Genomic DNA, 23,072 nt, shown 5'->3' on the forward strand with positions numbered 1-23,072 from the left:
GTTATCGCACCTCCTCATGCTGTTTCGGTTTCTTTTCGGGGCTACGGGGCGGCACCGGACGCTTCAAGCTGTCCAGCACCGAGGGCCGTGCGCTCTTGGCGATCACGGACTCCGGCTGAGAGCGGCCCTTGCCGTCCAGATTCAGAAGCGTGTCCAGCTCCACCAGACGGGCGGACTTTACCCGCAGATCATCCTCATAAGAGAAAGGCTTGCCCACTTCCTCCTTGGCGGCGGCCTGCTGCTGGTACAGATTGTCCAGTTGGGCCTTGGTCGCCTCCAGGCGCTGGGGCATTTGAGAGAGCGCATTGTCAATGCGGGTCAGGTTGCCGCGTGGGTCTGTGCCGAGGCTTGCCCGGTGGGTTATCTGGCCTTTCAGCAGGAGCGTATATTCCTGTTTCCAGGCCGAAAACTCCACGGACATAGTGAAGCCCCGGTAGCTGCCGATCTGCACAGGCTCGGAGCCTTTGACCTCCTTACAGGCGTCCAGCAGGGCTGCACCGGCGTTTTCTTTGTCGGTCAGCACATCGCCCCGGATCTCCATCCCGGCAAAGCCATCCTCCGGGTGAGGATGGGCGGCCAGGGTCTCCAGGTCTGCCTCAAACCCCTGGATAAAGCCCTTGTGCTTTTCAATTTCCTCCGGGAAGTATTTCAGCAGCTGGTCCTCCAGACGATACTGCTTGCTCTGGTGGTCAGCTTTCATCAGCTTCAGCTTGGAGACCTCCACATCCAGGTCCATGCGCTCCTTGATACGGGGGTCTCCGGCGCACAGGGCCTTGATCTCGGCAAAGGATAATGCCGTTTCGTCCACATCGTCGCAGCTTCTCACCGGCGATTTGGAAGTCATAATCTGGCTGATGAATTTCTGTTTGTTCTCCACCGTCTGCCAGAGATAAGCGTCAAAAGTCCCTTCCGTTACATAGCGGTACACATGGACCAGGGGATTTTGGTTGCCCTGGCGCTCAATACGGCCCTTGCGCTGGGCAAGGTCTCCCGGCCGCCACGGGCAGTCCAGGTCATGGAGCGCCACCAGGCGGTCCTGCACATTGGTGCCAGCGCCCATTTTGGCGGTGCTGCCCAGCAGGACACGCACCTGGCCGGTGCGGACCTTGGCGAACAACTCTTTTTTTCTGACTTCGGTGTTGGCCTCATGGATGAACGCGATCTGATCGGCGGGCATCCCCTGGGCGATGAGCTTTTGCCGGATGTCCTCATAGACGGTAAAGACCGGCTCCGGCTCGTCCAGCGGCACAGCCTGTTCCAGCGCATGGAGCGTGGGGTTGTCCAGCGCCTTGGCCGCCTTTTTCGCAGGGGCCGCCTGGGGTGTGGAAATATCGCAGAACACCAGCTGGGTCAGCTTGTCGGCCTCACCGTCCCGCCAGATCTGCATGATATTTGCGACACATTGGTTGACCTTGGTGCCGGGTTCATCTGGCAGCAGCTGGTTGATGATACGCTGGTCCAACCCCAGCTTGCGGCCATCGCCGGTGATCTTGAGCATATTGTCCTCCGATGGGTCAACGCTGCCGCTGTGTACCTTGGAGGCGCGCTCGGAGAGAACCTGCACCATCTCTTTTTGGTGTTCAGTAGGCTGGGCCACAATGTTGTGGTATTCCACCTCCGGCGTGGGCAGATGGAGCTGATCGGCGGTTTTGATGTCCGCCACCTCTTTGAATAGGTTCATCAGTTCCGGGAGATTGAAAAACTTGGGGAAGCGGGTACGCGCCCGGTAGCCGGTGCCTTCCGGTGCCAGCTCCAGCGCCGTTACCGTCTCACCAAAGCGCGACGCCCAGCAGTCAAAATGGACCATTTTTAGCTCTTGCAGCCGTTCATACTGGAGATACCGCTGCATGGTGTAAAGCTCGGTCATGGAGTTGCTGACCGGCGTGCCGGTGGCAAAGATAACCCCCCGGCTGCCGGTGATCTCGTCCATGTAGCGGCACTTGGCGAACATATCGCTGGACTTTTGGGCGTCGCTGGTGGAGAGGCCCGCCACATTCCGCATCTTGGTGTATAAAAACAGGTTCTTGTAGTTGTGCGCTTCATCGACGAATAGGCGGTCCACACCCAGCTGCTCGAAAGTCACCACATCGTCCTTGCTGCCCTCGGCCTGGAGCTTTTCCAGTCTCGCCTCCAGGGATTTCTTGGTGCGTTCCAGCTGCTTGACCGTGAAACGCTCACCGCCGCTGTACTTCACCTCGGCAATGCCCTCGGTGATCTCGTCGATCTGCTCCTGAAGGAGCCGCTCCTGGCGCTCCCGGCTGATGGGGATTTTTTCAAACTGCGAGTGGCCGATGATAACGGCATCGTAGTCGCCGGTGGCGATCCGGGCGCAAAACTTCTTCCGGTTATGGGTCTCAAAGTCCTTTTTGGTCGTGACCAGGATTTTGGCGGATGGATAGAGCCGCAGGAACTCCGACGCCCATTGTTCGGTCAGATGATTGGGAACAACGAACAGGGACTTCTGGCACAGTCCCAGGCGCTTGGCCTCCATCGCAGCGGCCACCATCTCAAAAGTCTTGCCCGCGCCCACCTCGTGTGCCAGCAGCGTATTGCCGCCATAGAGAATATGGGCGATAGCTCCCAGCTGGTGATCCCGCAGGGTGATGGCCGGGTTCATGCCGCCGAAGGTGATGTGGGACCCGTCGTATTCGCGGGGCCGGGTCGAGTTCATTTCCTCGTTGTACTGGCGCACCAGGGCTTGGCGGCGCTCCGGGTCTCTCCAAATCCAATCGCGGAAAGCGTCCCGGATGGCCTGCTGCTTTTGGGCGGCCAGCGTGGTCTCTCTGGCGTTCAGCACCCGGCGTTCCTTGCCGTCTGCGTCCTCTACGGTGTCATAGATACGGACATCCCGCAGATTCAAAGCATCCTCCAGCAGCCGGTAGGCGTTGGCGCGGCTGGTGCCGTAGGTGGTATAGGCCGCCACATCGTTATCAGAAACAGAGCTTTTGCCCGTGACCTGCCATTCGGCGGTGTAAGAGGCGTAATTGACCTGGATGGCGCGCTGGAGGTAGTACGGGGTGTTGAAGGTCTCATACATGAATTGCTGAATGTACTCCTTGTCGATCCAGGTAGCGCCCAGGCGCACCTCGATCTCCGAAGCGTCCAGGTCTTTGGGCTGCGCCTTTTCCAGCGCCTCCACATTGGGACGGAAAATCTCGCTGACCTCCAGCGCCCGCTGTGCCTGACGCAGCTTGCGCCGCACATTGCCGGACAGGTATTCGTCGGCGGTCACATAGGCAGGCCGTTCTCCCTCCGGCACCGGCCCAGGCAGGCGGAAGATCACGCCTTGCAGCTCAGAGGCCAGCTCGTCGCTGGTCTTGCCGGTAAGCTGTTCCATGTACTCCATATCCACACGGGCCTTTTCCGCGATGGATACAGCCAGAGCTTCGCTGGCGGTGTCCACGGAAGTCACCGCCTCATGGGGCTTGATGGTCCGCTTGGTGAACATATCCGCCTTGCGCTCCAGCCTGCCGTCCTCGTCCACGATCTCCAACGCGCAGAGCAGATAATAGCTGGAATCATCGGCAAAGGCCAGCCGGTTCGCCCGGTCATTGATAAGGCCGTACTTGGCGGAAAACTCGTCATAGAGCCGGTTCAGCTCCGCCTGCTTCTCCCGGATTTCGCTGTCCGGCGTGGCGGCGTCCATTTGCAGGTCGATCAATTCCTGGACGCAATCCCGCAGCCTCACCATGCCTTTGACACGGGCCTCGGCGGTGGCGTTGAGGTCAGGCCGCACCATGCGGCTGTTCTCCCGGAAATACACAGCTCCGTCCACCACGGTGTAGGAGTAGTTCTTCACATTGGGGTCGGCGGGGATGGAAGTGTCGATGGCTTCGCCTTCGCCCAACTCCGGCAACTCGGCCTCCTGGTAGGTGCCGCGAATGTACTTCACGGCATCATGCAGCTGATCGGCCAGCTCCAGCCCCTCGATGGGGGCCACGGTGTAATCCTGCTTGCCGTATTGGGTGCTTTCGGCGGTGGGACGCCCCAGCACCATCTCCGGGTGGTCCAAGAAATAGCGGTTGATAGTAAAGCCATCCTCGGTCTGGCCAGTCTGCGTCCACTCCGGCACAATGTCCAGCGGACGATCCCGCTTTTGCAGGAAAACGATGTCCGACACAACCTCAGTCCCGGCATTGGCGCGGAAGGCGTTGTTGGGCAGACGGATGGCTCCCAGCAGCTCGGCGCGCTGGGCCAGATACCGGCGCACAGTAGAATCCTTGGCGTCCATCGTGTAGCGGCTGGTGACAAAAGCCACCACGCCGCCGGGACGCACCTGGTCCAGCGCCTTGGCGAAAAAGTAGTTGTGGATGTTGAAATTCAGCTTGTCATAGGCTTTGTCCCGGACCTGATACTGGCCGAAAGGTACATTGCCGATGGCAAGGTCATAGAAGTCCCGCCTGTCGGTGGTCTCAAACCCTGCCACGGTAATGTCAGCCTTGGGGTAGAGCTGCTGGGCGATCCGCCCGCTGATGGAATCCAGCTCCACGCCATACAGACGGCTGTTTCGCATTTCCTCCGGCAGCATACCGAAGAAATTACCCACACCGCAGGACGGCTCCAGGATGTTGCCGGTCTCAAATCCCATGCGGCCCACGGCCTCATAGATGGCGCGGATCACCGTGGGGCTGGTGTAGTGGGCGTTGAGGGTAGAGCCTCTGGCGGCGGCGTATTCCTCCGGGGTCAGCAGCTCCTTCAGCTGGGCATATTCCTTGCTCCAGCTTTCCTTGTCGGGGTCAAAGGCATCGGCAAGGCCGCCCCAGCCCACATACCGGGAGAGGACTTGCTGTTGCTCCGGCGTTGCCTGCCCGGTGGTTTCCTCCAGGTATTTCAGCAGCTTGATTGCTTCAATATTGGCCTGGAACTTGGCTTTGGGGCCGCCTTCGCCCAGGTGATCGTCGGTGATGTGGAAATTCTCGGCGCTGCGGCGCAAGTTCTCCTTGTACTCCCCATAGGCGGCTTCCTCGGCAGCCCTGGCATTGGGGAAAGTCTGCCACTCGCCATTGACCTGAACGGATACAGGGTGTTCGTCCAGCACTTCATCCGGGGCTTTCTCCGGCTCAGCGGCAGGTGCGGGCGGCTCCGGCTCATTGGTCCGCAGGGTCTGAACCACCACATCATAGGGCAGATGGTTCTTATCGCCCGGATAGACAACCACCGTCTCGGCGTGATAAGCCGGGGGTTCGGCAGCCGGTTCCGGGCGTTCCTGTCCAAAACCGTCCAGCTGACGGGCATACAGCCCGCGCAGCAAAGGCGCAACTTCGTCCCAGCGGAAAAACAGCATGGCCAGCCGCTTTTCCTCTGCGCCCAGCACTTCCAGCTCGATACCTTCAGGCATTGTGCGGTAGTCGGCGGTGTCGCCGGTCTCCAGCTCCATCGTTTCCACAATGTTGGGATAGGCCCGGCTCAGCCACAGGGCAACCTCCCGGTTGCTCTTGCCGTTGTGCAGCAGCTGGGAAAGCTCCGCCTTGTCCGCCTCACCGATCAGGCCATGTGCCAGCACATCCCGCAGGTCCTGGTCCACCGCATCCGGGTTTGCCGGAAGAAACTCGGTATAGAAGTCGTTGCGGTTATCTGCCCGAAGAAGCTGCTCAAACTGTTCCTGACGCTCGGCCCGGTAGATGGGATAGCTCATGCCCGTGGGCAGCAGCTCCACCGTGTCATCCCGCAGCTCTGTGATCTGGTGAGTGCGGTCATCCAGATAGACAATATCCCCCACATGGTAGGGAGGGACTGTTGGATCATAAGAAGTCCGCTCCCTGACCGTGCCACGGGCCGCAGCGTATTCTTCGTCTGACACGGGAACACGCGAATTGCCGGAGGAAGGCTGTTCCGGCTGGTCTGCTTGGGCGGTCTCCCTGGATATGGCCTCCACATCCCGCATGACCTGCTGAATAAAGGGATCGTTGTCCAGCTTTTCCGGGTCCACCACATGACCGTCCACAATGCCGCGCTGGGCCAGGGCCTCCCGGATGGCGATGGGGTCCACATCGTCCAGATTGTCCTGTTCGACCTGGGTGTAGAAGCGATCCTCCTTGATGAGCTGGGCAATCCGGCGCTGTACCTTGGGCCAGGGAAGCGCCGTTCCTTCGGGGCTTTCCGGGCGAACCGCAAACGGAGTTTTGCCGTCGCCGCCGTCAAATTCACGAGCCAGCCATGCGGCGGTGTCTTTCTCCCGCGCATGGTCTCTCATGTAGCGGACAACGGCGTGTTTGCTCTCGATCCTGCCATTCCACTCCTGGATAGCCCGGTCAATGTCATTGTCCGAGAGAGGACGCAGCAGCTCATGGAGCTTGGGATAGGTTTCGTCTGCCACTTCTCGGTGCAGCCGCTGGCGAAATTCCGGCACATCAGAGAACAGGCGGATCAGCTCTATATCGTGGGAATCAAGAATGGCGCGGCGCACAGCAGCATTACACTCGATCATAGCGTTTTCATAATCACTGTGACCGCAGGCGTTCCGGTATCTGATGTCCTGGGTAACGGCCTCCAGCACGATGGGCTTGTATCGCTCATGCAGCTCCCGGAGGGTGGGTTTTGCCGTCTCTGCCGCATGGCTGACAGTTTCCGGCTGCGGCTGTTCTTGGGCAAAAGAAAAAGCAGAGGATGTTTGCACATTCTCTGCTTCGTCTATTCTTTGGATTTGTTCCGCTTCGGAGAGGAACAGGTTTAAGGTCAGCTGTTGATAAGCTCCGCCATCAGAATCTCCTCGGCCTGGGCCTTGCAGGTGTTCATCAAGCCCACCCAGCGCATCGGATCGCGGGCTTTCAGCTCCTCCGTCGCGCCCGCCGACTCCGCCAGCTGGGGCATCATCTGCTCCAGACGGCTGTTCGCCGTCTCGTCGATCTCGATGAGGTGCGGGTACAGCTTCTCGGTCAGCAGCAGCTGGTTGTAGATCAGGGGCCGGTGTTCCTTCAGGTACGCTTTCCGCATCCTGCCGTACTTGCCCAGGGGCTTCTCCGGCTGTTCGGTCAGCTTCAGGTCGGGAATCTGATAATCTCCGTTCATCGTGTAAGTCAGGTTGTTCTCCATGTGTAACGCTCCTTTCCGCGAGTTGTTCGCGCTCATAGTTCTGGATGGTGACGCCGATCTGCCGCAGCACCTGCTGGTTCATCTGGCTGACCGCCGCTCCCAACGCCCCAACCGTGGCCGGGGTATTGAAATCGAAAATCGGCATGAAGTCCTCATGCTGGAAATATTGCTCCGTATCCAGCCCACAACGGGACATCAGGGCGTAGGCGATGCTGACGGTGGCGGCGGACTTAAATTGGACTTCGATGTTGAGATCATCGTACTCCTCCAGGAACGAACCGTCAACGATGTAGCGGAAGTCCTGCTGGTGCTCGTCCCAATACTCACTCGCCAGCTTTCCGGCCACATCGGTGAGCTGCTGCGCAAGATCGTCACCGGCAACACCGTAGTTGCGCTCCAGCATGGCCGACACAGGCCCGATGTGTTGTTCCTCCAGCTGCCACAGCCAGGGGGTACGGGAATGTTCACGGGTGCCAGTGTCGGAAATATCGAACACATAGCGCAGGCGGGGCCTGTCGCCGGAATCGTCCACCAGGGCGATACCCTTGGAGCCACGACGCACATACCGGCCCATTTTCTCATTCCACAGGTCGTACTCGGCACAGGCGGTGGCGTCCGGGCGCTGGGCGTAAATCATCATCTGTTCATGGAACGGATATTTGTAGAGACGGGCGGCAGTCGTGAGAAAGGCCGTCCATTCCTTCCAGCTGCCCACAAGCCGGGTCGATACCTGCTCGGCCATCTGCCGGTAAAATTCAGCTTTGGATGGCATGGTTTTCTGTCCTCCCTTCATGTTAAATAGAAACGGGGCGGCACATCAGGCCGCCCCGCTGGGTCTTGGTGTGGTTTTTACTCGTCGAAATCCGGGTACAGCTCCAGCTCGGCAAACTCGGCGTCGCTCATGGTCTGGAGCTTCATAAGGGCGCTGTCGGTCAGCTCCCGCAGCTCGGCTTCCTCCGGCGAAAGCTCACCGCACATCTCCGTCAGGGCTTCGATCAGCCCGGTGCGGCTGCCGGTGTTGTAGATACAAAGCAGGTTCGTTTCCTCAAAAGTGAAGTTTCCCATATCAAATCTCCCTTTCCGCGCTCTTTTTGGGCGCTGTCTTTTTGTGTTCCGCCTTGGGCTGGCTTTTCAGCTGCTCCATGACGGACTTTTTCTTTTCCCGTTCCTCCCGGTGGGCGGCGGCAGCCAAATCCATGAGAGAAATCGGCTGGCCGCTGCGGGCCTGCTGTTCCAGCTGGATCACTGTCGGCTCCTTGGGTCCGTTGTTGATGATGCCGTCGATCATACCGTAGTCATCCTCCACGACCATTTCCGCATTTTTCAGCGGATTGTCCGGCAGGAATCCGGGAACCTGCTCAAAGCCGAAGCTATCGCAGTAATGACAGGATACCTTGCCATCCCGCTTGATGGCAACGATGTCGCTGACACTCATGGACGGGTGGCCGTAATCGGCGGGATGTTCGTTGTTGAAGCGGTAAAAGAGCTGTTCGGTGGTATCGCCTTTCAGATCGGAGGGCTGCAACGGGGCGGTATAAACCAGCTCATAGTTGTTCCGCTGTACTGTCTGCCCGATGGACTTGATCCATTCCAGGCCCTCGTAGCGGATGTCCCGCAGCTCGTCGGTGTGCTTCACCTGATAAATAGCGAAGCAGTCCCCCTTGTGGGAGAGAAACGCCTGCTCCCGTTCCTCCTGGTGGGCCATGCGGTCCTTGACCAGCTTATCAAACTCCGGGCTTTCCTCCCATTCCTCGCGGGGCAGGGCAAAGATACCGTCGTGGGCATCCAGGTCAGCGGTGTCAAAGGCCATCACCGGATTTTCGCCCTCCTGGATAATGTAAACGGTCAGGTCACGCTCCATCAGCTCATAGGCTCTCTCTTTGGAGAGGGGCAAAAGATCGCTGTCTAGGCAGCCGCATTTCTCCAGATCGTCCTGGGTCAGAACCGGGTCCGGCATGGGATATTCGTCCAGCGCCTGTTCCTGAGCATCCGGCAGCAGGGCGGCTGCGGCTTCTGCGGTCTGCTGGCTGGCCTGTTCATACAAAGTCTCGATCATGGACAGCGGCGCATACTTGATGGATTTGTCACCCAGCCCCAGGTCCTTGCAGATGTGGCTGACCGCTGCGGAACGGCCCATGTCCGGTCCATCCAGCTGGCCGCCGTCCATCTGCTTCATAGTTGCCACATCGTAGAGCGTGTAGTCCCAGCCGGTATCGCAGGGCTGAACATGAAGATATGTGGCATCATCCAACACCAGCAGGGCCTCCTGGTACTCGGCGCTGGGCCGAGATACTTCTTCCGCAGCCTGCGGGGGTGTCTGCTCCGGCTCCGGGACGGCAGTCAGGTCAATGCCGCGCTCCTTGCAAATTTCCTTGTAGTTGCGCTCGATGTCGTTAATCAGCTCACAGGAAGTCTTGTTGATGGTCTCCAGGCTGGCCCGCAGCTCCTTCAGCTCCTTGTCCTTGGACCAGGAAGCGATGTAGCCAAAGCTGTTTTCACCGGTCTGGGTGCCGAAATACTGGCAAACCGCATAGGAAATGCTCTCGGCCTCCACTTCCTCGGTGTTGCGGTTCTTGGCGGCCTGTTTCACCGCCGTCAGATCTTCTTCCACTTCCAACCGCCACTCAAACCGATTCTCGTCCACAAAGTGCCAGCCTTCCTCGGCGGCGGCCTGTTCCGCCTCTGCTTCGGTGGCAAAGTCCAGGCGATAATCGTGCTTGACACCGCCCGCGCTCACCATGACGACCTTCCAGCCCGGTTCCACCGCATACTTTTTCGGGTCATGGAGCTTGCTGTGTGCAACCTCATGGACGGCAGCGGATACGGTCTGCACCTCGCTCATCCCCGGACGGATGGCGATGCGCTGCTGCTCGGAGGAAAAGTAGCCGTCCATGTTGTCGGCCATCGGCTCAAACTCGATGGGAACCGGGGCGGAGCGCCGCACCGCCTCCAAGAACGCTTCATAGTGCGGAACCGTACCGGACAGGCTGGACGCCAGCTCCGGCAGGGGCTTGCCATCGGTCTGGCTTACATCAAACACCTTGACCGGGCGGAACATGGGGATTTCAATTTCCTTTTCCTCCATGACCGCCTTGCCGTCTGCGTCCAGGATGGGGGCTTTGGTGTCGGGATCGCGCTTCATTTCCTCGATTTTCTTCTTGTAGGGGGTGGGCGCGATAATGGTAATGCCATGCTCGCCCTTTTTCACATGGCGCTCAAACTGGTTTTTCCACTTGTTGAACCCGGCCACCAGGGTGGCGTCCGGGCGCTGCATATAGATGAGCATGGTGTTGTTGACGGAGTAGCGGTGGAACTTGGACATGACAGACAGGTAGCGCATATACTTTTCGCTCTCGAACAGCTCCTTGATACCCTGTTCAATGCCTGCCGTGATTTCCTGCAACCGCTCCCGGTTGGTGGGCTTATTAGCCATGACTTTCACTCTCCTTTCTAGTTTTCAAAATAAAAAAGGATGACCTCTAAAGGTCACCCTTTTATGATTCGAGTTAATAGAAATGATAGTTTTTGTGCCGTACCGTGTCCAAAGCCTTTTTCAATTCGGAGGATAGCTGTCCTTTTTCGTTACACAGCCCATACGATCTAGCTAAACGATATGCGCGGTTAGAACTCTGAATCCTCCCACCGCATCGCAAAAGGTAAGTTAATTCTTTATTACTAAGTTCTGCAAAAAAGCGTAACATATCTTCTGAAACGCTGTTTGGCAAAATAGTCTGCAATGTTTTTACATAATGCGATGCTTCCTGCGCCTCTTGCCGTATCTCTTGTAGGTTTTCCGCTAATTGATTGTATTCAGCCTTTTTCTCAGCTAATTCTATTGCGTATTTTTGAATTTCTGCTAACAATTCTTCTGTTTTTTCAGGCTGCTTATGGGTAGTAATGGTTTGCACTAATTCACTGACAATATCTGAAATTTCTTCCGTTTTACCATGTAGCTCAGTTTCTTTTTCTACTTGCCCTGCATCTAAGTGATCTATGCGAGAAAATAGATTTTCAAATTTTTCGCCAAAGCGTTCTTCTATCCGTCCAAGCAATTCTGATTGCTCTTTCATGAACTCATATGAGCTGTCATAAAATCTGCTACTTGTCTCATCTGCTTTGAAGTAAAAGAAAATAGAGATAAAAATTGAAAAAAACGCCAAAAGCATGGATAAAATGCTTTCTGCTGTAAGGCCATTGCTGTATATTACAAAGCAGATTAGCAAAGCAAATGCCAAAGAAATCAAAGAAACTGTTACGGCTATGATGATTTTTATAATATCTTTAGATGTAAAACCATTGCTTAAATCTGATGGATTACTTGTTTTATTCTGATTGTCCATAAGCATACCCCCGGTTACACATATATTGAAAATATTATAACACAATCTGACACCTTTTGGTAGCCGATTCATTGCTTTTTAGGCGGTCTGTACCCGGCAGCCTTGGCTCGTTCACTGGCTGCCTTACGGCGCTCGGTGCTGTACGGTTCCCGGACGGACACACAGCGTTTGGGAACGAGAAAGGTCTGGCGGTCCTTTTTCGCGATTTGATCCGGGTACTTTTCCGCCAGCCGCCGCAGCTTTTCCAGCAGTCGGGGGTCATGGGTATAGACCTCGGCGGCGGCTTCGGCCTGGTTATAGAGAATGATGGTTTCCTGTTCATAGCGTGAGAGCTTCATCGTTTGCCACCTTTCTGCTGGTCAAACTCTAGCTTGAAGTTGGCGTACTGCCCATCATCCGCCAACACCACAGTGGCATCGTAGGTTTTTCCGGTCTTTTCGGAATAGCAGCCGGTGATCCTTGCACGACCATCTTTGAGAAGCGCCGTCATCACAGCCTTGGTGGGCTGTTTTTTCTTGGCGGCCCACCACTTGTTGTTTTTCCAGATGGCGAATTTACAGCCCTCGTTCTGGCAGAAGAAGCCCTTTTGCAGCTCCGCCACATCGCCACCGCAGCGGGGGCATTTGCCCACCACCTCGCGGGGCGGCGTGAACAGATACTCGGTGCCTTTAATCATCCGATAGGTTCCCACCAGCTCCTTGAGCATGGTGGAAATTCCATCCATGAAATCCTCCGGGGCCAGCTCACCGCGCTCAATCTCACCCAGTCGGTACTCCCATTCAGCGGTCAGCAGGGGCGATTGCAGCTGCTCCGGCAACACGGTGATAAGGGATACCGCATCATGGGAGGGCATGAGCTGCACGGTTTTCTTGTTCTTTTTGCGCTCCAGAAAGCCGGTGGACACCAGCTTTTCCAAGATACCGGCGCGGGTGGCCGGGGTCCCCAGGCCCTTGCGCTCGGCATCCTCCGGCATATCGTCCTTCCCGGCAGTCTCCATCGCAGAAAGCAGCGTATCTTCGGTGAAGTGCTTGGGCGGGGTGGTTTTGCCCTCCTTAACGGCAGCACCAGAAAGGGGCAGCGTCTGACCTTCAGACAGCTCCGGCAGAGCCTTGTCCTCGGTTTCCAGTTCCACATTTTTCAGCCCTGCACGGTATGCAGCGTCCAGCGCCCGCCAGCCGTGATTTTTCGCCGTGCGGCCTTTGGCGGTAAACTCCGCTCCGGCGCACTCCACCGTGGCGGCGGTTTCCGCAAAGGTATAGGGCTGGGCCACGGCGCACAGCAACCGCAGGGCCACCAGCTCCAGCACCGCCTTTTCGCCAACCGGCAGGCCGGACAGGTCTGCGCCCTGAAGGTTGCGAGTAGGGATTACCGCATGGTGGTCGGTCACTTTCTTGTCATTGATGACCTGTGCCGCACTGCAGGCAAGCTCCATACCAGCGGCAAAGGGCAACGCCCCAGCGGTGAGCCGGACCAGTTCCGGCAGGCTCGCCGCCATATCCGAAGTCAGATAGCAGCTGTCCGTCCGAGGGTAGGTACAGAGCTTCTTTTCATACAAATTTTGCAGGTAGTCCAGGGTTTGCTGGGCGGTGAACCCCAGCAGCCGGTTGGCGTCCCGTTGGAGGGTGGTCAGGTCATAGAGGGCGGGCGGCTTCTCGGATTTGTCCTTGCGTTCCACCTTTTTCACCGTGGCAGACGCGCCCTGGCAGACAGTTTTCAGCTGCTGGGCGGCGGCCTTGTCCGCCATGCGCTCCCCGGAAGCGGAAAAACCGGGCAGCTCCAGCGTGACCGTGTAGAACGGCACCGGCTTGAAGGTGTCGATCTCGGCCTCTCGCTGGACGATGAGAGCCAGCGTCGGGGACATGACGCGCCCGATGTTGAGGGTCCGGTGGTACAGCACCGAAAACAGCCGGGTGGCATTGATACCCACCAGCCAGTCCGCCTTGGCGCGGCAGAGGGCCGCATCCCGCAGGCCGTCATAGTCCGCACCGGGGCGCAGGTTCGCAAAACCCTCCCGGATGGCGGAATCCTCCATCGAGGAAATCCAGAGCCGCTTCATGGGCTTCTGACAGCCCGCCAGCTCGTAGACGCTGCGAAAGATCAGCTCGCCCTCGCGTCCGGCGTCGCAGGCGTTCACCACCTCGGTCACATCAGGGGCGTTCATCAGCTGTTTCAGCACATCAAACTGTTTCTTTTTGTCCTTGCCCACCACCATCTGCCAATGGTCCGGCAGAATGGGCAGATCGTCATAGCGCCACTTGGCGTAGTCCGGGTTATAGGCGTCGGCATCCGCCAGCCCAGCCAGGTGGCCCACACACCAGCTGACCCGCCAGCCGCCGCCCTCCAGGTAGCCGTCCTTGCGGGCGGTGGCCCCGATCACGGCGGCCAGACTTTGGGCAACGGACGGTTTCTCAGCGATTACCAGCTTCATGTTTTTTCATCCTCCTTTCCCGCAGCCATGCGGTCAGCTGTCGGTGGCAGAATCCTACACAGGGTTGTCCGGGACGGTAATTCCCACAGCCATAACAGGGGTGGCCGGGAGATAACGAAGGAGGACGGGAAGTTTCCTTCCCGCCCTCCGGCCTGCGTGTCATCATGCGTTCATAGGGGCTGTCGGTGAAGCGGGTCAAACCGTCTTGTCCTCGCTTTCCTCGTCGCTGCCCCCGTCAGCGTCCAGCTCGTCAGATTCCTCAGTCTCCCAGGAGTCCTCGTCCTCCTGGTCGGTATCGTCCTCGCCGTAGTCGTAATCGTCCAAATTGTCGTTGCCCTTGGTCTTGGGTTTGTTTTTCACCAGCTTAAAGTAGACCAAAGCACCGCCGCCGCCCAGCAGGGCCAGCACCGCCAAAAGAATGGCCGGATTCAGCCCGGCAGGTTTCTGCGCCGGTTCTTCCGGCTCTGGGGTTTCCTCCGAGGTCTCCGGTTCCGGCTCTTTTCCCGTACAGCCGCTCATATTGGTGGCGCACACCGGGCAGGCCGTATTCACCGTACCGGCCACACATTTCTCCGTACAGGTACAGGTGGCGGGCTGCTCCTGGGTGGTCTGACCGTCCTCCATCAACGCCATCAGGTCTGCCTCGTCCACCTGGTTCAAGAAGTGGACAGCGGTTTCCTTGTCCTCGTTGGCCCGGTCAATGAGGATGTAGAAATAGTTGCCCGCCTTGGTGGTGACGGTGATGAGCTGCTTGTTGCCGCCGAAATCATCTACCAGGGCGGCGTTGCCCTCCGGGGTCAGGGCCGGACTGTCCTCGGTTTCCTCCACCACCACATTGGCGTCATTGGTGGCGTCCTCTGCCGGGGTCTGGTCCGTCCCCTGGGCAAAGGCGGTCACGGAAAGGCCCAACATCAGCACCAGGGCGGCGCAGAGGGCCGAAAAGGTCTTGAAAATTCTCTTATTCTTCATGGTCGGTGTCCTCCTGTTCGTCGTAGTCAGCGGAGGCAGCGGCCATGCCGGGGACCGTGCCACCGGAGAGCATGGCGTTCAGCTGCTCCGGGGTCAGCCGCAGGGCGCGCACCATCTGGACGATCTCCAGGTTCTCCGCCTCGGTTTTCTGCGCCTCCAGGGTTTTCAGCTTGTCCTGGCACTCCGCGATCTTCTCGCGGACCTTGGCAATCTCCTGGTCAATGCGCTGGATTTTGTTCTTAGCCATAATCAATCACTCCTTCTTGAAAAAACTCTGTTACCAGTTCATCAGGCCGTAGCCCTTGATACATTCGTAGGTCAGGGAATAACTCTTGATCTTGCAGGCGTCGCCGGAATTGCCCTCCACGGTGTAGACCCGGCTGCCATCCGTGCCGACCACAAGGCCCACATGGTCGGCGCTGCCGTCCAAATCCCAATCGAAAAAGATGGCGTCGCCGGGGGCAATATTGGCGTAATCACGCCCGCCCCATTGTCCGTGAGACTGGAACCACGGAATGCCCTGGGACTGGCAGGCGGCAAAGCGCGGCTCAGACAGCCCCATCTGGCCGTAGCACCAGGACACGAAGCAGGCGCACCATTCCACACGGGAATTGAAGCCGTACCAGCTCCAGTAGGGCTGGCCGCCCACGTTGCCCACCTGGCTCTTGGCGATGTCCACCACCGCCTGGTTGCCGGGCCGGGTGCCGTTCACAAACTCCACACCGGCCAAACTCTCGGAATCGCTGGTGTCGGCGGACCCGCCGCCGAAAATCAGGGGCTTGTTGCCCAGCGTCTGCCGGTACACCTGGTACATCTCCAGCTGGTCCGGCGTCAGCAGGTCTGCCGCCACTTCCGAAATCGGCTTGCTGGTGAGGGTCACATTTAAGATGTAGTAGTTGTAGGGCACTTCAACGTCATACTCGTTGCCCTCGCTGTCTGTCCGGGTCTCGGTGCGGTAGCGCACCTCCACTTCCTCGGTCAGCGTCAGCTGGTACTGCGCCGCGAAGATACGTTCCAGCTCCGCCTGGGCGCTTGCCCGCGTGTAGCCCTGCAAGGCAGCGGACAGGTAGGCCGCCAGCTCGTGGGGGTCGTGGCCGATCATGTCCAGGTCGTAGCGGTACTCGTCGTAGCCGGGGTGGCTGCTCTCGATGTTGTCGATCTCGGCTTGCAGCGCGGCCTCCTTGGCGGCGTAGTCCGCCTCCACCGCTACCAGCTCCGGGTCATCCGAAGGGTAGGTGGTGCCGGAGATCATCGAACCGATGCTCTGCGCCATCATGGAGCAGGAGGACATGGTGTTGAGCAGCAGGCAGACCAGCAGGAAAATCGCCAGCAGGATGCCGAATCCCTTTTTGTGGCGCATCACATAGGCCCCGGCCTTCTGGGCTTTCTCTTTGACCGTTTTGGCCGCCTTGCCGGTCTTTTGCGCGGCACCGGCGGCAGTCCCGCCGGACTGCGCGGCCCGTTTGGCGGCGGCGTACTGCTTTTTGATCTGCTGTTTCTGCTGCCAGCGGGACAGCGGGTTGCTGGCAAGCTGGGGATTTTCCTGCAACGACTTCTGATACAGTGCGTTTACATTGGCCTTTTCCAGCTGCCGCTCCGCCTGGGCGGCCTTGCGGTAGGGCTTCAGCTTGTGGCTGCGGTAGCCCTCCTGCGCCAGATGCACGCCGGTCTCCACGGCTTTCTCGGACCTGTGGGCGCTCTCCACACCCACGTTGTCATCCTCGGTTTCCCGTATCTCCTGGTGAATCCTGCCTGTCACCGCTTTGCCCGGCGCATCCCACAGGGAATGGGACAGCTTGGAGGGCGGCCGGGGCTTATCCTCCAGCACCAGCTTGGTGGTGACCTTGCCGGTCTTGGGGTCCACCTCGGCCCGCTTGACCTGTTTTTTCGGGATTTTTGCCTGCGCCTTGTCCGCTTTGGCGGCGGCCTTCTCCGCCTTGCGGATGGGCTTTTCCAGCGCCGGATCGGCCCGTTCTTCCTCGGTGAAGCGCAGGCGCGGCTCCTTAATCAAACCATTCCCCCAGCATGAGGGAGGCCATCATGCCGGAAAGCTCCGCATAGGCCGCCAGCCCCATCGGCCCCACGAAGCGGCACTCGGTCAGGCAGGCGTAGAGCTGGGCCACCACGTCGGCCAGAATCTGGACTTCGGTGCCCTCCAGCATGGCCCCTCCGGCCTGCCCCCTCTGGACCTTGGCGGCGCACAGAATCTCTACCAGCCGCAGCAGGCCAATCTCGCCGGTTTCGGTCAGCTCTGCCGCCTGGTCCGCCGCCGTGCGGCACTCGGCAACGGCGTCCGCCATCGCCGTCAGCAGCGCAGCGCGCTGGGTGTCCAGGGCGCGGTCCAGAAACATCATGTGGTCATTGTTGAGAATTTCGGGTTTCATAATCAATCAGCCTCCTTTGTTTGTTGTGACAGGTCGGACAATTTTGTGGTCATGATTTTATACAGCTCAGTATTTTTCGGGAAGTGATCCACAAACGGCAGGATGGTGGAGCCATAAAACAGCAGCCCCTCGCCCTCGCCGGAGTGGGTCACATAGCTGAGTTGGTGCGGGGAAATGCCCAGCTGCCGGGCCAAAATCTGCCGGTCGCCGCCCGCCTGGTTGAGCATATACACGAAGTCGGAGTTTTCAAAGATGTTCTCCACCTCGCGGGAAGAAAGCAGGTCCTTCACGTTCTGCGTGATGCCGGTCGGGATACCGCCCCACTTGCGGAACCGCTTCCAAATCTCCACCGTGTAGGCGGCGGTCTGTTCCTCTTTCAAGAGCAGGTGCATCTCGTCGATGTAGTAGCGGGTGGACTTGTGGGCGGCCCGGTTGATGGTGACGCGGTTCCACACCTGATCCTGCACTACCAGCATCCCGATTTTCTTGAGCTGCTTGCCCAATTCCTTAATGTCGTAGCAAACGATGCGGTTGTTGATGTCCACGTTGCTGCGGTGGTTGAAAACATTCAACGAACCCGTGACGTAGATTTCCAGCGCCGTGGCGATGTACTGGGCCTCCTTCTCGTCCTGGGCACGCAGCAGGTCGTACAGGTCCTCCAGAATGGGCATATTCTCCGGCCTAGGGTCGTTGAGGTAGTTCTGGTAGACCAGCCGCACACAGCGGTCGATGATGGTTTTCTGCACCGGCTGCAAACCGTCCTTGCCGCCCACGATCAGCTCGCACAGCGACAAGATGAAGTCAGATTTCAGCGACAGCGGGCTGTCCTCGTCCGAATAGTCCAGGTTCAGATCCATCGGGTTGATGTAGTTGCTGCTGGTGGGCGAGATTTTGATGACCTGCCCGTGCAGCCGCTCCACCAGGGGCGCGTACTCAGTCTCCGGGTCGCAGATAATGATGTCATCGCTGGTGAGCAGGAAACAGTTGGCGATCTCGCGCTTGGCCGAAAAACTCTTGCCAGAACCGGGCGTGCCCAAAATCAGGCCGTTGGGGTTTTTCAGCAGCTTGCGGTCCACCATAATCAGGTTGTTGGACAGGGCGTTGATGCCGTAGTACAGCGCCTCTTTTCCATTCTGAAAAAGTTCCTGGGTCGTGAACGGCACGAAGATGGCCGTGGAACTGGTGGTCAGCCCCCGCTGGATCTCCACCTGGTTCAGCCCCAGCGGCAGAGAGGACATCAAGCCTTCCTCCTGCTGGAAGTCCAGCCGGGTCAGCTGGCAGTTGTACTTCTGTGCGATGGAACTGGCCTGGAAGATGTTGTTGTCCAACTGGCGCGGGGTATCGGCGGTGTTCAGCACCAAAAACGTCACCAGGAACATCCGCTCGTTGCGGCTTTGCAGGTCCTGCAACAGCTTCTTGGCCTCGTTGCCGTAAGTCGCCAGGTCGCTGGGAATGATGTCCATGTCATACCCGGCGCGGACGGCTTTTTTCTGTTCCTCGATTTTGGAACGGTCCAGGTCGGTGATTTTGCGCTTCACCGTCTTGATGGCCTTCACCTGGTCCACCGACTGGATGTGCAGGTTCACGATCAGGCTGCTTTCCATATCGAGAAAATCCGCCAGCATCCGGTCGTTCAGCTCCGGGGCCAGAATCTGCACGAAGCTGACAGCCCCGTACTTCCTGCCCATGCGGAACTGCTTGCCGGTGCGGAACTCGAAGCCGGACGGCGCAATGAAGTCCTTGGTGGAGAGGCCGGAGGGGGCCAGCCAGTCCCACTCGAACTGGAAGGGCACCTGCTCATCCATATGGAAGATGGCGTGGAGCTGGGCCAGACGGGCTTTGCCGTCCAGGACCTCGGCGGCCACGCCCAGCCGCTTGAAGTTGTTCAGCACATCGGTCTCGATGCGCTCCAGCCGGGGTTTGGCGGTGCGGATACTGTCGGCCTCGATGGAAAAGGTCAGGTACTTGGCCTTAATAAGGCCGTTGTTGCCCCGCGCCAGCTGATCCTGGAGCATCTGGCTGTACTCGGTGCGGATGCTGTCAAAATCATCGCCCTGGAGGGGGATGGAAATGGTGTTGGCGAAGGTCCTCTTGGACGCCGCCAGGTTCAAAAAGGACAACTGGAAGCGGATGGAGCTGTCAAAGTAGTTGAGGAAATCGCACCAGCCTTCAAAGATGGCGGTCTTGTCCTCGTTCTGGCTGAGCTGATAGTTGATGTCCTGGAACTGGATGGTCTTGGTGTAGCGGCCATCCGCCACCTTGCAGATACCGTCCGGCCACATCCGTTCATACGGGATGCTGTCCTGGGCGGACAGCGCCTTTTTGTCCGTGCGGTTGGCGCGGGCAATCGCTGCCTCGATCTGTCTGCGTTCGGCACGGGTCAGCTTACGCCGGGGTCTGGTCTGCGGCTGTGCCGGTTCGGCCTGCCGCTTTGTCTTTGCCGCGAACAATGTCATACACCTCCTTGTCGAGATTTGCCTGCCGTTCCAGCACGGCATAGAAGTTGTTGGTGCGGTAGGGGCGCTGCTTGGGCCGGATGACGGCCACCTTGAGGATGTTGCCGACGATCTTTTCCAGGGGCTGGCCGTGTTTTTCATACATTGCCAGCATGAAGAAGGGCAGCATGACGAGCATCATGCACATGGCCGCCACACTGTTGCCAGCAGGCCCCCGGAGCAAAAAGAAAAGCGGCACGCCGATGAGCGCCCCGCAGCCGAAGCAGACAAGCTGCCTCTTGGTCAGGTTGAATGCGACCTTGGTTTTCACCCTGGTCAGATCTTTGGGTACGGGTACATAAGCCATACGTTTTTCCCTCCTTTACGGAAATTCGATAGAGCTATTTACTTCATTGCCCCAAACGTCCCATCCAGGAGAGGCTTGGCGGGCAAACAGCTCAATTCTCGGCAAATCGCCCATTAGTTCCAAAATGCGATCTCTCACAATATCAGGTTTCTTGCTGTGTTGCTCAATAGGTGCAAAAACCAGCTGCCGGACACTGGCATTCTTCCTTTTGGGTTTTCCTTTCACAGCCAACAGACAAATCTCTGCATTGCTTCTTGTCCACCAGCCAAGCCCTAAGAAGAATCCCTTGCCGGATTTATTTTGCTTGAGCCAGACAAACGCAACCGTTTTGAAGGTGAATCCCCACGCTTTAATGAGGTTCAACGCTTCCGGCAATTTGGGAAAAGTACACCATAAAAATAAAACACTGGTATCAGCAGCCAGCGTAGATACCGGAAGTTGGTACAGCTGTTCGTCCGACATGGTTGGGTAATGATTTTGGGCTGCCCCCTGCACCTTGCCGCTACGGTAGCTCCAGGGCGGGTCTGCATAAATAATCTGATATTTTCCCATGCGGAAGCCTCCTCAGTGCGCCTGAAACACTGCCTTTGCGAGACTGCCGGTCTTGAACAGCGTGAAGCACAGCAGCACTGTGTAGCCCACGCAGGTCCAGATCGCCATGATGATGTCATCCTCAGTGGCGATGTTTTGCACCAGCACGGCGTAGATCGCCACACAGACGATAATCAAAAACGCCTGAAAGCCCAGGGCCAGCAGGCTACGCAGGTAGTTCTGGCCCATGCCGCCCCATTCCTTGCCCATCATGGTCGCCATCGGGATGGGGGCCACCGATGTGACCAGGTAAATTTCGATCATACGGCCATAAATCACGATAAAAATGCAGATATACAGCGCCCACATGGTGATGCCGATAAAGAGTGACTGGAACCACAGGCCGAACAGCGGTCCCAGGTCCATATCCATCAGCCGGGACTCCATATCGGTCATGACGGCGGAGATGTCGATGGAAGCGTCCGAGCCGATGATGCCGGACGCCTGGGCCACCACGCTCTGGGCCATGTCGAACACGGCCATGACGAGGTTCCAGGTGTTGGTGACGAGCAAAATCGCGGCGGCGGATTTGAACACCCACTTGAAGATCATCCAGGTGTCCACATCATGCAGGTTGTTGCGGTCGGTAATCATCTGGATCAGCTCCAGCGTCATCACGATGGCCAGGATCACGCCTGCAATCGGCACCATGATGGAGTTGGAGAGGTTCTGGATCATGCTGAAAATGTCGCCGTTCCAGCCCTGCGGGGTCTGGCCCACCTGTACGGATATATCCGCGACCTGCTGGTTCACGCTGTCGAACATCCCCGTTAAGTTTCCCATGATGCCGCCCACCAGCATTTCTTTCAGCCAGTTGGTCAGGGCATCCAATAAGAAATCCATACGGTGTCAAACCTCCTTTCTGCCCCTCCCGCTGTGCGCGGGAGGGGGCGAGGATTTCAGCGGGGTACGATCAGACGGTAAACAGGCCGGACAGCAGGGGCACCAGCACCATGCCGACGATAGCGACACCCGCGCCGGCCATGAGCTGTTTCATGCCCTGGCTTTTTACTGATGTGCGATAAAGAAGTAATAGAAGTGTAAAAAATTTTGCCGTTCCTATCCGGCACTTGGCCATTGTGTCGGATAGGTCGGGCGTTAGGCTTCGGGCAAGTCAATCTTGCCGACAAAGCTGTAATAAATCTCAATGTCCTGCCTGCGGGTGCCGTTCTCGTCATAGCTGCACTCATGCACGACGATTTTTTCAATCATTTCCCGCAAGAGGGTGGGGGTCAATTCCTCAAAGGCAAGGTGCTTTCGGACGATACCCATAAACTTTTCCGCGTTGACGGTGGCGGCCTGCGACTTGTCCAGTTCGGCCTGCAAAGCGGCGGCGCGGTCTTTCAGTTCCCGCTGCTCCTGCTCATAGTCTGCCGACAGTTCCATGAAACGCTCGTCGCTGATTTTGCCGTTTACATTGTCCTCATACAGCCGCTTGATAATGCGGCTCACTTCGGCAATGCGCTCCTGCGCCTGTTCAAGCTGCTTGGTGGCTGCGGCGGTCTTTCTCTTGCCGCCGATCTCGTTCTGCTGGATAAGCAGCTTCACAAAGCGGCTCTCATGCTTGGCGGCATATTCCGTTACTTGCCGGAGATTGGAGAGGACACCGGCGGTCAACAGGTCGGTGCGGATAAAGTGCGCCGTACAGTCGCGGGTGCGCTTCTTGTAGCTGCCGCAGATGTAACAGTCCTGCTTGCGGGTTTTGTTCTGATACCGCTGCTGGTACATCACATGGCCGCAGTCGGCGCAGAACAGCATACCGGAGAACAGCCCCACTTCATCATAGCGGTTCGGGCGTTTGCGTTGCTTGCGTAACTCCTGCACGCGCTCCCATGTTTCCCGGTCTATGATAGGCTCATGGTGGTTCTCAAAAATGGCCTGCTTCTCCACGGGGTTCTCTACACTGTGCTTGACCTTGTAAGAGGGCTTCTCCGTCTTGAAGTTCACCAGACAGCCGGTGTACTCCCGGTTTTCGAGGATATGCACGACGGTGTTCGTCGCCCACTTGCACTCATAGCCGGGGTGGTAGCGGCGGGTGCTGCCCGTCCTGCGGTATTCCAGCGTCCCCGGCGTGGGGATTTGCTGCTCCGTAAGCATACGGGCAATCTTGGTCGGTCCGTTCCCGGCAAGGCAAAGCTGGTATATCTGCTGGACAACCGGCGCGGTTTCCTCGTCAACGATATAGTTCTCGTCCTCGTCCATGAGGTAGCCATAGACCGGCTTGCTGGTAACAGGCTTGCCGCTCATGCCTTTTGCTCGTTTTACTGCCTTGATTTTCTTGCTCGTATCTCTCACCAGCCATTCATTGAACAGATTTCGCAGAGGGGTAAAATCGTTGTCCATGCCGCCGTTTGCGCTGTCCACATTGTCGTTGACAGCGATAAAACGCACTCCCTTTTGGGGGAACAGCATTTCCGTGTAAAACCCTACCTGCAAGTAGTTTCGCCCTAACCGGCTCATGTCCTTGACTATGACCGTACCCACTTTCCCGGCTTCAATGTCTGCAAGCATGGCTTGAAAACCGGG

The 23,072-nt window shown here is 58.0% G+C and carries 18 protein-coding genes and 1 pseudogene; 1 reads left to right on the plus strand and 18 read right to left on the minus strand.

Annotated features, from left to right (window positions below; genetic code table 11):
- Position 1 precedes the first annotated feature (1 nt).
- Positions 2–6,193, minus strand: coding sequence for an SNF2-related protein (locus B5F19_RS10525; protein ID WP_242972786.1), 6,192 nt, complete (start codon positions 6,191–6,193; stop codon positions 2–4).
- A 482-nt stretch (positions 6,194–6,675) separates the two neighbouring features.
- Positions 6,676–7,032, minus strand: a complete 357-nt coding sequence (locus B5F19_RS18005) for a TnpV protein (protein ID WP_242972782.1) — start codon at positions 7,030–7,032, stop codon at positions 6,676–6,678.
- On the opposite strand from B5F19_RS18005, the gene B5F19_RS18010 reads away from it, so the two are divergent.
- Entirely contained in the window at positions 7,031–7,834 is an 804-nt protein-coding gene (locus B5F19_RS18010; RefSeq protein WP_242972783.1) for a hypothetical protein, read from the plus strand. The genes B5F19_RS18005 and B5F19_RS18010 overlap by 2 nt on opposite strands.
- A 47-nt stretch (positions 7,835–7,881) precedes the next feature.
- Here the strand turns inward: B5F19_RS18010 and B5F19_RS10530 are convergent, their stop codons facing one another.
- The 16 genes and pseudogenes from B5F19_RS10530 to B5F19_RS10605 form a co-directional block, all read right to left on the minus strand.
- The gene (locus B5F19_RS10530) at positions 7,882–8,097 is read right to left on the minus strand and encodes a transposon-transfer assisting family protein (RefSeq protein ID WP_087290298.1); all 216 of its coding nucleotides are present in this window, start codon (positions 8,095–8,097) and stop codon (positions 7,882–7,884) included.
- A 1-nt stretch (position 8,098) separates the two neighbouring features.
- Complete coding sequence (locus B5F19_RS17695; protein WP_242972784.1) at positions 8,099–10,465, minus strand: YodL domain-containing protein; 2,367 nt, start codon at positions 10,463–10,465, stop codon at positions 8,099–8,101.
- Between the two features lie 73 nt (positions 10,466–10,538).
- The gene (locus B5F19_RS10540) at positions 10,539–11,372 is read right to left on the minus strand and encodes a hypothetical protein (RefSeq protein WP_140394214.1); all 834 of its coding nucleotides are present in this window, start codon (positions 11,370–11,372) and stop codon (positions 10,539–10,541) included.
- A 68-nt stretch (positions 11,373–11,440) separates the two neighbouring features.
- Complete coding sequence (locus B5F19_RS10545) at positions 11,441–11,710, minus strand: immunoglobulin (RefSeq protein ID WP_087290302.1); 270 nt, start codon at positions 11,708–11,710, stop codon at positions 11,441–11,443.
- Positions 11,707–13,800, minus strand: coding sequence for a type IA DNA topoisomerase (locus B5F19_RS10550; protein WP_087290304.1), 2,094 nt, complete (start codon positions 13,798–13,800; stop codon positions 11,707–11,709). Before B5F19_RS10550 ends, B5F19_RS10545 begins: the two co-directional genes overlap by 4 nt.
- Positions 13,781–13,999, minus strand: coding sequence for a hypothetical protein (locus B5F19_RS18015; protein ID WP_087290306.1), 219 nt, complete (start codon positions 13,997–13,999; stop codon positions 13,781–13,783). Before B5F19_RS18015 ends, B5F19_RS10550 begins: the two co-directional genes overlap by 20 nt.
- Positions 13,996–14,769, minus strand: coding sequence for a DUF4366 domain-containing protein (locus B5F19_RS10560; RefSeq protein ID WP_087290308.1), 774 nt, complete (start codon positions 14,767–14,769; stop codon positions 13,996–13,998). The genes B5F19_RS18015 and B5F19_RS10560 overlap by 4 nt, the downstream gene beginning before the upstream one ends.
- Positions 14,759–15,016, minus strand: a complete 258-nt coding sequence (locus B5F19_RS10565; protein ID WP_087290310.1) for a DUF4315 family protein — start codon at positions 15,014–15,016, stop codon at positions 14,759–14,761. The genes B5F19_RS10560 and B5F19_RS10565 overlap by 11 nt, the downstream gene beginning before the upstream one ends.
- Before the next feature lie 30 nt (positions 15,017–15,046).
- A complete protein-coding gene (locus B5F19_RS10570; protein ID WP_087290312.1) occupies positions 15,047–16,780 on the minus strand; it encodes a CHAP domain-containing protein in 1,734 nt (577 codons plus the stop codon).
- Complete coding sequence (locus B5F19_RS10575; protein ID WP_087290314.1) at positions 16,773–17,153, minus strand: DUF3851 family protein; 381 nt, start codon at positions 17,151–17,153, stop codon at positions 16,773–16,775. The genes B5F19_RS10570 and B5F19_RS10575 overlap by 8 nt, the downstream gene beginning before the upstream one ends.
- A 2-nt stretch (positions 17,154–17,155) precedes the next feature.
- On the minus strand, positions 17,156–19,609 hold the full coding sequence (locus B5F19_RS10580; RefSeq protein WP_242972785.1) for an ATP-binding protein: 2,454 nt from the start codon (positions 19,607–19,609) through the stop codon (positions 17,156–17,158).
- Positions 19,539–19,955 carry a PrgI family protein gene (locus tag B5F19_RS10585; protein ID WP_087290318.1) on the minus strand — a complete coding sequence of 139 codons (417 nt, stop codon included), beginning with the start codon at positions 19,953–19,955 and terminating at the stop codon, positions 19,539–19,541. Before B5F19_RS10585 ends, B5F19_RS10580 begins: the two co-directional genes overlap by 71 nt.
- A 15-nt stretch (positions 19,956–19,970) precedes the next feature.
- A complete protein-coding gene (locus B5F19_RS10590; protein WP_087290320.1) occupies positions 19,971–20,507 on the minus strand; it encodes an MT-A70 family methyltransferase in 537 nt (178 codons plus the stop codon).
- Positions 20,508–20,519: 12 nt separating this feature from the next.
- Positions 20,520–21,389, minus strand: coding sequence for a CD0415/CD1112 family protein (locus tag B5F19_RS10595; RefSeq protein ID WP_087290321.1), 870 nt, complete (start codon positions 21,387–21,389; stop codon positions 20,520–20,522).
- A 70-nt stretch (positions 21,390–21,459) separates the two neighbouring features.
- Positions 21,460–21,555, minus strand: a pseudogene (locus tag B5F19_RS18325) (Maff2 family protein); the annotation flags it as partial.
- A gap of 89 nt (positions 21,556–21,644) precedes the next feature.
- Positions 21,645–23,072: recombinase family protein (locus B5F19_RS10605; protein WP_140394215.1), on the minus strand; the 1,428-nt coding region annotated here is incomplete at its 5' end.

It is taken from the genome of Pseudoflavonifractor sp. An184 (assembly GCF_002160305.1).
Classification (GTDB): Bacteria; Bacillota; Clostridia; order Oscillospirales; family Oscillospiraceae; genus Lawsonibacter; species Lawsonibacter pullicola.